General features: G+C 68.3%; 12 protein-coding genes. 4 read left to right on the top strand and 8 right to left on the bottom strand.

Annotation, left to right across the window (positions count from 1 at the left end):
* Nucleotides 1-509: 509 nt before the first annotated feature.
* The 3 genes from purQ to purS all read right to left on the bottom strand — a co-directional run bounded on the left by purQ (nt 510) and on the right by purS (nt 2,409).
* Nucleotides 510-1,190 (bottom strand): phosphoribosylformylglycinamidine synthase subunit PurQ, encoded by a 681-nt coding sequence (gene purQ / locus ACZ466_RS23485; RefSeq protein ID WP_378286106.1) that lies wholly within the window; start codon nt 1,188-1,190, stop codon nt 510-512.
* A gap of 126 nt (nt 1,191-1,316) precedes the next feature.
* Nucleotides 1,317-1,766: an ATP-binding protein gene (locus ACZ466_RS23480; RefSeq protein ID WP_378286105.1), complete on the bottom strand. Its 450-nt coding sequence runs from the start codon at nt 1,764-1,766 to the stop codon at nt 1,317-1,319.
* Between the two features lie 400 nt (nt 1,767-2,166).
* Nucleotides 2,167-2,409, bottom strand: a complete 243-nt coding sequence (gene purS, locus ACZ466_RS23475) for a phosphoribosylformylglycinamidine synthase subunit PurS (protein WP_378286104.1) — start codon at nt 2,407-2,409, stop codon at nt 2,167-2,169.
* A gap of 92 nt (nt 2,410-2,501) precedes the next feature.
* Between purS and ACZ466_RS23470 the strand changes: the two genes are divergently transcribed.
* Together ACZ466_RS23470 and ACZ466_RS23465 are read left to right on the top strand one after the other, a co-directional pair.
* Nucleotides 2,502-4,121, top strand: a complete 1,620-nt coding sequence (locus ACZ466_RS23470; protein ID WP_378286103.1) for a hypothetical protein — start codon at nt 2,502-2,504, stop codon at nt 4,119-4,121.
* 138 nt (nt 4,122-4,259) lie between these two features.
* Nucleotides 4,260-6,632 (top strand): hypothetical protein, encoded by a 2,373-nt coding sequence (locus ACZ466_RS23465; protein ID WP_378286102.1) that lies wholly within the window; start codon nt 4,260-4,262, stop codon nt 6,630-6,632.
* A 7-nt stretch (nt 6,633-6,639) separates the two neighbouring features.
* Here ACZ466_RS23465 and ACZ466_RS23460 read toward each other — a convergent pair whose 3' ends face one another.
* The 5 genes from ACZ466_RS23460 to ACZ466_RS23440 form a co-directional block, all read right to left on the bottom strand.
* Nucleotides 6,640-7,731, bottom strand: a complete 1,092-nt coding sequence (locus ACZ466_RS23460; protein WP_378286101.1) for a hypothetical protein — start codon at nt 7,729-7,731, stop codon at nt 6,640-6,642.
* Nucleotides 7,732-7,837: 106 nt separating this feature from the next.
* Entirely contained in the window at nt 7,838-8,344 is a 507-nt protein-coding gene (locus tag ACZ466_RS23455; RefSeq protein ID WP_378286100.1) for a hypothetical protein, read from the bottom strand.
* A gap of 51 nt (nt 8,345-8,395) precedes the next feature.
* A complete protein-coding gene (locus tag ACZ466_RS23450) occupies nt 8,396-8,602 on the bottom strand; it encodes a DUF397 domain-containing protein (RefSeq protein ID WP_378286099.1) in 207 nt (68 codons plus the stop codon).
* 60 nt (nt 8,603-8,662) lie between these two features.
* On the bottom strand, nt 8,663-8,869 hold the full coding sequence (locus ACZ466_RS23445) for a DUF397 domain-containing protein (RefSeq protein WP_378286098.1): 207 nt from the start codon (nt 8,867-8,869) through the stop codon (nt 8,663-8,665).
* Complete coding sequence (locus ACZ466_RS23440) at nt 8,866-9,717, bottom strand: helix-turn-helix domain-containing protein (protein WP_378286097.1); 852 nt, start codon at nt 9,715-9,717, stop codon at nt 8,866-8,868. The genes ACZ466_RS23445 and ACZ466_RS23440 overlap by 4 nt, the downstream gene beginning before the upstream one ends.
* Nucleotides 9,718-9,875: 158 nt before the next feature.
* Between ACZ466_RS23440 and ACZ466_RS23435 the strand changes: the two genes are divergently transcribed.
* Together ACZ466_RS23435 and ACZ466_RS23430 are read left to right on the top strand one after the other, a co-directional pair.
* The gene (locus ACZ466_RS23435; RefSeq protein ID WP_378286096.1) at nt 9,876-10,643 is read left to right on the top strand and encodes an ATP-binding protein; all 768 of its coding nucleotides are present in this window, start codon (nt 9,876-9,878) and stop codon (nt 10,641-10,643) included.
* Nucleotides 10,640-10,816: a helix-turn-helix domain-containing protein gene (locus ACZ466_RS23430; RefSeq protein ID WP_378286095.1), complete on the top strand. Its 177-nt coding sequence runs from the start codon at nt 10,640-10,642 to the stop codon at nt 10,814-10,816. Before ACZ466_RS23435 ends, ACZ466_RS23430 begins: the two co-directional genes overlap by 4 nt.
* The last annotated feature ends 35 nt before the right edge of the window (nt 10,817-10,851 follow it).

Genomic DNA, 10,851 nt, shown 5'->3' with positions numbered 1-10,851 from the left:
GGCGCTCTCGGCGCCCTCCGATGCCGCGGGGACGGCGGGCTGCGGACCCGTGTCGCCGGAGACGGCGGGCTGCGGGCCCGTGTCGCCGGAGACCGCGGGCTGCGGGCCCGTGTCACCGGAAACGGCCGGCTGCGGGCCGGTGTCGCCGGAGACGGCCGGCTGCGGGCCGGTGCCACCGGAGATCGCGGGCTGCGGGCCCGTGTCACCGGAAACGGCCGGCTGGGGGCCGGTGTCACCGGAAACGGCCGGCTGGGGGCCGGTGTCACCGGAAACGGCGGGCTGGGGGCCCGTGTCGGACACGACGGGCTGCGGGCCGGTGGAGGCGGCGGCCTCGCGGGCGCCTTCCTCCGCGACGGCCTCGTAGGCCTGGGCCACCGAGCGGTCGACCGGCTGGAGCTCCGGGTCGTCGGCGTCGGACTTCAGGCCCGCGAGCCACTCCAGGCTCGGCTCGTCGTGATCACCGGACGCGGGGGCGTCCGGGCGGCCTGAGGAGGTGGGCGGCTGCTCGCTCATGCGTTGACCAGTCTCTTGACGATCGAGGTGAAGAAGCCGAGCCCGTCGGTGGACGGGCCGGTGAGGGACTCCACGGCGTGCTCGGGGTGGGGCATCAGGCCGACCACGTTGCCGGCCTCGTTGCAGATCCCCGCGATGTCGTCGAGGGAGCCGTTGGGGTTGAGGTCGAGGTAGCGCGCCACGATCCGGCCGCTCTCGGCGAGTTCGGCGAGGGTCTCGGGGTCGGCGGTGAAGCGGCCGTCCCGGTTCTTGATCGGGACGACCAGTTCCTGGCCCTCGCTGTAGTCGGCCGTCCACGCCGTGGTCGCGTTGTCGACGCGCAGCCGCTGGTCGCGGCACACGAAGTGCAGGCCGGCGTTGGGCAGCAGCGCGCCGGGCAGCAGGTGCGACTCGCACAGCACCTGGAACCCGTTGCAGATCCCCAGCACCGGCAGTCCGGCGCCGGCCGCGGCGACCAGCTCCTCCATCAGCGGCGCGAACCGGGCGATCGCGCCGGCCCGCAGGTAGTCCCCGTAGGAGAACCCCCCGGGCAGCACCACCGCGTCGACTCCGCGCAGGTCGTGCTCGGCGTGCCAGAGCGCGACCGGCTCGGCTCCGGCGAGCCGGACGGCCCGCGCGGCGTCGCGGTCGTCGAGCGAACCGGGGAAGGTGATGATCCCGACCCGGGCAGCGTCCATCTCTTCTGTTCCTCCGAAATGAGGGCGGCCGGGACTGGGCGGTTCTTCCGCCGGACGTCGCCGCCGGGAAGCGGCGGCGGTGCCGTTCATCGATGAGCGGCGCGATCCCCCCGCGCGGGTCCCAATCTACCCGGCGCTGTGCATGAGGCTGCGGTCGAGGCGCCGGATCAGGGCCTCGTCGCGCCAGGTCAGGCGCTTTCGCATCTGGACGACGGTGCCCTGCTCGGGCGCGGAGTCAATGCTCAAATCGTCCACCAGCGCCCGCATGATCCTAATACCGCGGCCCGATTCGGCCAAATCGCCCTCTTCGGGGGCGGGCGGCGGCACTTTCCGCGGCCCGCGTCCCCCGTCCGTGATCTGCAACCGGCAGATGTCGTCGTCGACCCGTCCCGCGACGTGGAAATCGCCGGTGGCGCGGGCGTGCAGGACGGCGTTGGTGCATGCCTCGGAGGCGGCCACGACGATGTCGCCGACGCAGTCCTCGGCGACCCCGAGGCCGCGCAGCGCGTCTCCGAGCACGCGCCGGATCACCGGGATGCTCAGCGCCTCGCGCGGTAGCGCGAGCGAGAACTTCATGTCCACCGGTCACCTCGTGCTCTTGCCGCGCCCCTGGTCAGGCCCGGTCCCCCCGAGCGCGTTCGACGTACTCGACGCAGCTAAGGCTTCCCCGGCGGTATCTTCCGTAATCGTTGGACCGCCGGGTCTTTTGCGTGAACAGTGGGTGGCGGTCCCGCCGGAGCCCGGTGCGGCAGGGCCCCCGGGGCGGGGCCCGAGGGACGCGGCGGGGCGGCCGGCGCACATTCTGGAGGGCGTTCTGGAAAAGGGTCTGGATCTGTTGCGCCGAGCCGGCGCCGACACTTTCCGGTGCCGTTTCCCATACCGTTCGGAATGCTTTTCCGGAACGGTCCGGGGGGAAGAACCGGGACGAACCGTACGGCCGGCGCGCCGTCCGCGGTCCGGACGGCGCCCGCCGGGTTCAGAGAACGCGCACCTCGAAGTTCTCGATCACCGGGTTCGCCAGCAGCGTCTCGGCGATCCTGCGGACCCGGTCCAGGGCCTCCTCGTCCGCCGCCCCGTCGAGCTCGAGCTCGAACCGCTTGCCCTGCCGGACGGCGCCGATCCCCTCGAACCCCATCTGCGGCAGTTTGCGGGCGATCGCCTGCCCCTGCGGATCGAGGATCTCGGGCTTCAGCATGACGTCCACGACCACGCGCGCCACGACCGCTCCCTTACTGATCTGCGGTTTCATTTCCGTCAGAAGCGTACGGCACCATGGCCGGAGCAGGATCACCAGCACCCGGAGTCGAGCCGATGAACATCGATGAGCTGTCCCTCGCGGAGCGCCGCCTGTGGGAGGCGTTCCCGCGCGGTGAATCCGTCGACCTGTCCAGTGCCGACCCCGCGCTGAACGATCCGTCGTACTCCGACCGGTGGGGGCCGGAGCGGCTGGTGCGGGCCGAGGTGCTGGTGGCGCTGCTGGCGGGTGCGCTGGAGGCGGAGTCGGGGCATGTGGCGGCGGTCCGGCTGACCGGGGCGCGGATCATCGGGTCGCTGAACCTGGGGCACGCGCGCGTGACGGTGCCGCTGGCGCTGACGGGGTGCTCGTTCGACGAGGCGCCGCACCTGTACTGGGCGGAGATGAACAGCGTCCACATGATGCGGTGCCGGCTGCCGGGGCTGGTGGCCTCGGGCACCCGGGTGGACGGCCATCTGTGGTTGGAGGGCAGCCGCATCGCGGGGGGCCTGTGGCTGGACGGCGCGCACATCGCCGGCATCCTCAACATGTCGGGCGTCCACCTGAACAACCCGGGCGGTGACGCGCTGCTGGCCGACCGGCTGACCGTGGACGCCAACGTGTACTGCGACCAGGGGTTCACGGCCAACGGCGAGGTGCGGCTGCCGGGCGCCCGGGTGGGCGGGCAGCTGATCTTCCGGGAGGCGCGGCTGCTCAACCCGGGGGGTGCCGCGCTGTACGCCAGCCGCCTGGACGTGGCCGCCAACGTCTTCTGTGACGGGGGTTTCTCGGCGCAGGGCTCGATCCGGCTGCGCGGCGCCCGGGTCGGGGGCTACCTGTCGTTCGTGGGGGCGCAGCTGTCCAACCCGGAGAGCATCGCGCTGAACGCCGACGACCTGGCGGTGGAGACCGACGTCTACTGCTCCGACGGGTTCCGGGCCGACGGAGGCGTGAGTTTCGCGGGGGCGCGGATCACAGGGCAGCTGAGCCTGCGCGGGGCGTACCTGAACCACCCGTCGGGCACGGCGCTGAGCCTGCAGCGGCTCCAGGCCGAGGAGGTGCTGCTGCGCCCGGCCGAGCAGGTGAAGGGTGTGGCCGATCTCTCCTACGCCCGGATCAGCCTGCTGCGCGACGACCGGGCGACCTGGCCGGAGCGGCTGCAGCTGGACGGCCTGCAGTACGAGAACCTCGACCCGCCGCTGTCGGCCCGCGACCGGCTGGACTGGCTGCGCCGCGACACCGACGGCTACCAGCCGCAGCCGTACGAGCGGCTGGCGCACACCTACCGGGCCCTGGGGCTGGACGCCGACGGCCGCTCGGTCCTGCTGGCCAAGGCCCGCGACCGGCGGAAGACGCAGGGTCCGTCCCGCAAGACCATCGGCTGGTTGCAGGACGTCCTGGTGGGCTACGGCTACCGCCCGTTCCGCGCCGCGAGCTGGCTGCTGGGCCTGCTCGCCTTCGGGACGATCGTGTTCTCCATGCACAAGCCCGCGATCCTCAACGACGACGACCATCCGCACTTCAACCCGTTCATCTACTCCCTCGACCTGCTGCTGCCGATCGGCGACCTGGGCCAGGAGCGGGTCTTCGCACCGGCCGGCGTCTACCAGTGGATCGCGAACTTCCTGGTCGTCTCGGGTTTCATCCTCGGCCTGACGGTGGCCGCCGGCGCCACCCGCTCCCTCTCCCGCGAATAGCACCTGCCCCATTATCGGCTTTTGTCCACTTTAACCCGTGGCTGGCCATAACAACGCCATCACCCGCCGATCTCACGTCATTGACGATGTTGGTCAAGTGCGCTATTTCTGGCCGCTACGGGCGGAAGGGGCGGCGGGGTGGCCGACACGAAGGTGGACGCGCAGGCCGTCCAGGCGGAACTCCGGGGGATCGCCGGCCTCATGACCGAGGTGACCCGGCTGATGGGCCCCCAGGTCTGGCAGGGCGGGTCCGCCGGCGCGTTCACCACCGACCTCCAGGGCCACAACCGGTCCCTCGGACGGATGATGGTGGAGATCCTGCGCACCGTCTCCGAACGGAACCGCGCCCCGATGGTGCTGGACCCACCGGACATCCCACGCGTCGCCCCCGCGCAGAGCCCGCCGGGACTCGCCTCCGTTTCGGTCACCGGCCTGGAACGCCTCGAAACGGCTCTGAAACGCGCCGCCGACGGCCTGCCCCGCCACGGCGGCCGCATACGTTCCCTGCTGCGGGCGGCAGGCCCGGGTGCGGGCGGCACGATCCAGTGCGAGCGCACGGGCAACTGGTGCCACGAGCAGGCGGTCCGCATGCGTACCCGACTCCGGTACGCGCTCGCCGAGAACCAGACCAACCCCGCGTGGGTCCTCAACGGCGGCATGACACGAATCCCAGATCAGGAACGCCTCGGCCCCAAGGAGATGGCCGAACTAGGCCGCCTCCAGGCGACGGTCTTTGGAAGGCACCTCACCCATCCCGACGCCACGAGTTCCGGCCTCCTCGCCGACATCGCCGCGTCCCTGCGGGAGAACCACAAGAACCAGGCGTACCTTGGCGCCTTCTTCGGCAACGTCCCCCCGGGTTCGGTCGGCAAGCTCGCCCACCACCTCCACAGGCGCAGCGGAGGCGAGGGGGTCACCGCGGCCGACAAGAAGGTGATCGGCGACATGGGCACCGCCCTCGCCGCCCTCTCCCGCAAGAAGGAGAACCAGGCCACCGTCACCCGCGCGCTGGGCCCCACCGGCTCCGACATGCCCGGGCAAGCCCTGCTCGTCGGTCTCAGCGCCCCGGACGTCAAATGGGGCTCGGCCGTCCTCCTGGACCTGGCCAAGGCCGCCCTGCGCTGGCGGCAGAAGTACCCGTCCTATGAGATCAGGAGCAACACCGGCCTGCCGGGGTCGGGCGTCACGTCCGTGGCCAACCAGCAGCACCGTCCGTGGTGGCACGACTGGGGCTTCCAGCAGCAGGTCGGGGATCCCGGCCCCGCGAAGCTGCGCGGCTACGATCCCGCCCTCAACGTCCTGGGCCGCATCGCGTCCCAGAACGACCGCACCGCCGCCCGCGAACTGGCCGCGACCCATCTCGGCACCGCGTTCACCATCAAGGACGCCGCCAAGGCCGACAAGCTGACCTGGCTCACCCGAGGCACGGGCCACACCTACGGCGCCCTCCTGGTAGCCCCCGACTGGATGGACCAGGGTAAAGCGGCAGGCCAGGTCATCAAGCTGGCCACGACACCCGAAAAGGGCCACGAGGTGAAGGCCGCCCAGAACGCGGCGAACTTCATGACCACGGTCGCCTGGTGGAACGACGTCGGCCGCACCATGCTTCACAAGGCGCTCGACAAGGGCAAGGTCGCCGACTACAACCCCCTCGCGTCCGACGGCCGAGCCCTCGGCTGGCTCCCGCACAACGGCGAGAACCACTTCGCCGAACTCGGCCCCGGCCTGCGCGACGGCCTCCTCCACATGACCCGCATGTACATCCCGGCCATCGCCGACGCCGACCGCACCACGAGCGGCACGAACCGGCCCAACGTCGACCCCGTCACCAAGACCACGTACGTGGACATCGGCGGAAAGGCCATGCAGGACTTCCTGCGGACGCTCGCGATCGACGACAAGTCCTGGGCCCAGCTCGTCTCCGACACCCAGCTCTACCGCCAGCGCCTCTACGCCTGGGGCCTGGAGGACCGCATCATCGGCGACGCCGTCGTCCGGGCCGGACGCCTCGAAGGCAACCTCATCGCCGCCTACGGCAAGGAACGCATCAGCAACGAGGAGCTCACCAAGAAGCAGTACGAGGACGCCCAGAAACAGATCGCCCTGCTCCGCGACGTGGCAGCCGGAATCATCGGCGCCACTCCCGCCGGCAATGTCGGCGCCTCCGAAGCCTTCGAGATCGGCACGACCCCGCTCCTCGACAAGATCAAGCACTCGGACTTCGAGAAGAACGTCGCCCAGATCAAGAGCAAGCACGAAACCTATTCCGACCAGCTCTACATAGACCTGGCCCGCGGCTACTACCTCAGCCGCGACGGCAAGATCGAGGACAAGGAACTAGCGTCCCTCCTACGCAAACCCACTCTCTCCCCCGAAGAACAAGCGGCCGTCATCGACACCATCAGAAGGCATTACTTCAGCGGCGGCGAGGACACAGAAGAAGTGATCACCGGTCGAAGCATCATCCATCAGACGCAGGGTGCCGCAAACGACAACATCCCGCCAGAGTGATCGATGGTCAGGACATTCCAGGTGCCCGGAAGGCTAGGACACGACCGCAGAACTTATCACTGATCACGATGCTCCCGTCCGGTCGCCGGGCCGCTCCACCTGGGCTGGCTGCCGCGATGGCGGTCATAGAGCCATCGAAATCTTCACACAGGACTCTCGGCCGCCCCCACGCCAGAGACTCAACCGTCCCATCACGCTTCAGCAAGGCCGAAGCCGGCCTTCTATCCACTCCCACCGGCTCCCCCAGCAACAACAATGAGTCATTGTTGTAGGGGACAGCAACGACATATGGACTCTTCTCGCCTTTCCGAGTTGCCAACGACGCCTCTACAGCCCTGCCGTCTCGGGGCAACCGGATGACCCCCCGGGAGCCGAGCAAGATTAGCCCACCTTTGCCATCACTCCTGATATCGGTCGGCCCGAACTCTTCTTCTCCAGCGACTCGGGCAAGAGCTTCCTCGTAGCCGGGCGGCTTCCATCGCCGGAGTATTCCATCCGTGGCCTCGTAAAGGTCACCCCTTCGAGAGACGACCATGGGGTTTCCGTCATCGCGTACGGCGAATCGCGAGCCAGGCCAATATCGATCCACCTCGACACGCTCACGACTTGACAGGGTACGCCCTTCTTCACTGACCACCCTGAGCTTCTCACCAGACGCAGTCTTCCAGGCAATGACCGTACTCTGACTCAGAGATTTCCGGTCGACCTTCGCCAAGTCCAGCCCTCTATATGAACTGAACACCCACAACAAACCGCCGTGAAGGGCCAGTTGATTCGGGACATTACCCAGCTTCATCAGAGAGATCGTTCCATCACGTTCGAGTCGCGCAATGCGACCACCGTTGCGATGGGACACCTGGAAGTAGACGACTCCATCACCGGCAACGGCGAGACCGCCATCGGTGTATGCACTGGTCTTCAATGCCACCTCGCCGTCACGGGGATCACGTTCGACCGTGTGGTCGCCGGCGATGATCACGACCTGCCCGGGGCGGGTCGGCTTGGGGGTGGGGTTGAAGGCGGGCTTGGGCGCACCACCGGTGCAGCCGCCGAGCATGCCGAGGACGGCACCGAGGGCGATGATCCTTATAGCGCGCACGACACCGATGATGACAGTCCGGCACGCCTTCGGTCAGCCACATGCCAGGACGGGAGCTTCGGACGCCAACGGTAGGCAGCCTTCGGAGTTGATCTCGCGATGGCCGTTAGCGGGGCACACGCTCTTCCCCGCCTCGGGGAGATCTCGGAGTGCGGCTCGCGGCTCGCCAGCGGGCAGCGGCCATACACCTGAAGGCAACTGCCGAACTCGCCCCCACCGTCACCACCATTCCCGAACCGACACTCGCCGTATCTGTCCGGATAGCAGCGATCAACGCCCCCAGGAAGATCACCGTGATGACGGAAATGATGACGGCCGCGCCAACCGCAGACTCGACATCATCCCCAGTGGCCGCGATTGCAACCAGGATGACCACGAGCAGGGCCAATCCATAAATGATGTTCTCTGCCTGCGCGAAGTCTGGCGGCAGGTCCCAGACCGCGCGAGGCTCTCTGGAGACGACCTCTGGCAGGCTGCCTGGCTCACTGCCTCCCAGCCACGGCATCCCCAACGAGGTGAGCAACAGGAAGGTGGATGTCAGTAGCCAGACGATGTCGACGGTCCGCCGATCGAGATCGCGACACCTCTCGCATCCATCAGTAGCACCGCTCATGCCAACAGTCACCTCCGAGGAAACATGGCTGAGGGCGTTGCCCGAACAGTGCTACAGGTCGTGGGCACCGCTCTTGATGTCAAGCAGCAGTTTTCGCCACACCTCTGGATGCACGGCGATGACATCGCCGTGAGGATCCTTCGAGTCACGGAACGCGCATATGGGGCCGATCGCGGCGATCTCAACGCACTCGGTTCCACCTAGCTGCGATCGGCTGCTCTTACGCCACGTCGCGCCGGAGAGGATTACGAAGCTCATCAGATCCCTCCCAACAGATGTGCGCTCAGCCTCCGCTCAGCCGCCCACGAGGGGCAGGAACTACAGATCGTAGGCGCCGCTCTTGATGTCGTGCAGCAACCCTCGCCACACGTCCGGACGGACGGCGATGACGTCGCCGTGAGGGTTCTTCGAGTCGCGCAGCGCGCGCACCGGGCCGACGGCCGCGACTTCCACGCAATCGGTTCCGGCAGGTTGGGATCGGCTGCTTTTGCGCCAGGTCACGCCGGAGAGGCTCACGAAGCTCATCGGATCCTTCCCGACAGATGCGCGCGGGTGGCCTCCGGGTCGAGCGCAACCTCACACAACCTGTCAAATCGGATCATATAACGCTTGAGATCATCCTTCTCTTCGAGCATGCGGTCGTCGAAGGTCGTCTCCAGGAAGACGATGTCCCGCTCGCCGGGGTCCGCGAAGCCGAGGTAGGTGAATGACTCACCCGAGCCCGCGTAGAGGCCGGCCTCGAACGGGATCAGCTGGATGACCACGTTCGGCCGCTCGGACATGGCCAGCAGATGGCGTAGTTGGGGAACCCGCACCTCAGGGTCGGCGATTCTCGCGATCGCGTTCTCGTCGATGACGGCGTGCAGGCGGCATGGATCAGTGGGACGGAAAAGGATCTCCTGGCGGGCCATCCGAGCTGTTACATGACGCTTGATCTCCGCTGGGTCGTCAACGTCTCTGACCGGCGGGAGTGCCTCCGCGTACTCCTTGGCCTGGAGGAGACCGGGTAGGTAGAGGTTCTGGTACGTGCGGACGAAGGACGCCGCGGCCTCGAAACCGGGGTATTCGTTGCGGAAGACGTCGTTGTAGCGGGTCCACCAGCCGCGTTCGCGGGCACCCTGGGCGAGTTCGATCAGCGCGGCGCGCTCCGGGCCTTCGACGCCGTACAGCTCGCAGAGGATCTCCACCGAGTCGTCGCTCGGCTCGATCCACTTCGCCTTCTCGATGTAGTTGAGCTTGCTGGGGCTCCAGCGCAGCCGCCTGCAGACCTCCGTGGTGGTGAGTCCCTGATGCTTGCGGAGCTCGACCAGCTTCCGGCTGAGGGCTCGCTTCTTGATCGTCGGGCTGTAGCCGGCGGCTTGGATCTCAGGCACGCCGTCACTCTCCCATTCCGGGCGGTCACGCGCCGTCAGAACGAGGTGATTAGATTTTCTATCCGGGAATCTATGCGACCCTCCAAACCTTCTGCCACACTCTGCATTGACGTGCTCACCGTCAGCGATCGTCGCTGGCATGCTCCCAGGTGGTGACCATGCAGAACCCCCCGGCCGACGAGTACCGCCCGAGCGACGAACCGCCCCCGGCCGGGTGTGCGGTGTGGCCGTTGCCCGTTGACGGGACGTGTCCGCGAGAGGCACGTGCGCATGTTCGGGAGGCGCTGCGGGCGCTGCATGTCTCCGATGAGATGACCGACGATGCGTGCACGATCGTGTCCGAGCTCGCGTCCAACGCGTTCGTGCACGCGCTGGACGGTGTGGTGCCGGTCGCCGGGCTTCCCGAGCTGTGGGTGTACCGCCGGAACTCGCGGGCGGAGGTCGTGACCAAGGTCTTCGACAGTGCTCCGTGGAAGGGGACGCTGCCCCTCGGGCGGCTGCGGCCTCCGGTGGGGTCCGAGCGTGGGCGCGGGTTCGAGATCGTGGACGCGCTCACCAGAGAGCACGGAGGAAGCTGGGGCGTTCACCGCACCAGATCGAGGCTGGGCGAGATGCCCGTCTCCGGGAAGGTCGTCTACTTCACGCTGCCGGTTCCGGCGGCCGAAGGGGGCGTTGGGCGTAGTTGCCGTGCTGTCGTGCGGGAGTTGGAGGCGGCGCTCGCGCTGCGGGGGCTCGGCCCCCTGCACGGGTGCGAGGGCTGGAACATGGCGGTGCTGTCGGTGCGGGCCGAGATCACCGTCTGGGCGCGGCGGGACCACGTGGTGTTGACCACACCGCAGACGGGGATCAGGCGGTTCTCGCTGGACGATGTGGTCGAGATCGCCGAGGTGATCGTCCAGTGCGGCGAGGAGTTGGACGCGCGGTGACGGACGAGCTGCTCACGGCCAAAGAGGTCGCGGTGATCTTCCGGGTGGCCAGGTCCACGATCACGCAGTGGGCGGCGCGGGGGCTGCTGCCCCACACGCGCACGCCCACCGGGCGGCTGCGGTTCTACCGGGCGGACGTCGAGCGGGTGCTGCGGGAGAACGCCGGATCGTAGGGGGCGCGGCGGGGTAGGGAACGGGGTACCCGGGG

The sequence above is a fragment of the Actinomadura rugatobispora genome (assembly GCF_055379765.1).
Note: the sequence above shows the minus strand (reverse complement) of the source record. Positions and strands in the feature narration are given on the sequence as shown.